The organism is Thermogutta sp. (assembly GCF_039793925.1).
Classification (GTDB): domain Bacteria; phylum Planctomycetota; class Planctomycetia; order Pirellulales; family Thermoguttaceae; genus Thermogutta.
Genome location: NZ_JBAMME010000187.1, coordinates 1 through 816 on the forward strand (window position 1 = coordinate 1; position 816 = coordinate 816).

The 816-nt window shown below is 59.8% G+C and carries 1 protein-coding gene and 1 pseudogene; both read left to right on the forward strand.

The features are described 5' to 3' along the window. A pseudogene (locus ABJK56_RS06970) lies at window positions 1-394 on the forward strand (hypothetical protein); the annotation flags it as partial. Next, the coding region (locus ABJK56_RS06975; protein WP_347243945.1) for a Mur ligase domain-containing protein at window positions 394-816 on the forward strand (423 nt) is incomplete at its 3' end. The pseudogene ABJK56_RS06970 and the gene ABJK56_RS06975, both read left to right, overlap by 1 nt.

An 816-nucleotide genomic window follows, 5' to 3' on the forward strand; every position in this document is an offset into this window, starting at 1 on the left:
AACCAAGCGACCCGTCATGGGGTCTGTCGCCGGCCGTTTGGGCGACGTGGTGGTAATCACCAGCGACAACCCTCGAACGGAACGGCCTGAAGCCATCGTGGGGGAAATCGAACCCGGGGTGCAATCGACGGGAAAGGTCCGCTTTTCGTTCCAAGATCCTGTGATTCCAAGGACCGGCTACACGGTGGAGGTGGACCGGCGAAAAGCCATTGAATCGGCCATTCAGTGGGCCGAACCGGGAGATCTGGTATTCATCGGGGGCAAGGGCCACGAAACCTATCAAATCGTAGGAACCGACGTGCGTCCTTTTGACGACCGACTGGTGGCGCGGGACGCCTTGGCGCGCCGAAAAGGGATGACGGTGCCCGGTCATGCGGCGGGAGGAGGCGCGTGATGTGGACGCTTTCCGGCATGACCCAAGCCGTCCGTGGGCAACTCCTGGGGATGGCCCCCCAAGAATCTCCAGGTCGCATTGTCACGGACACGAGAATCCTTGCGCCCAATGATGTCTTCGTGGCCCTGAAAGGGGAGCGTTTTGACGGGCACGATTTTGTGGAAGAGGCCGTGCGGCGCGGTGCCTCGGTCGTCATTGTCCATAAGCCTGAATGGGCGAACAGGGTGAAAGACCGAGCGGCCGTCATCGTCGTCAACGATACGCTCCAGGCCCTCGGCGATTTGGCGCGTTCCCTTCGCGAGCGGTTTTCTCTTCCCGTCATCGGCATCACGGGCAGCAACGGCAAGACCAGCACCAAAGAAATGACAGCCTCCATTCTGTCCCAGAAGCTCACAATTTTGAAAAACCCTGGAAACTTCAAC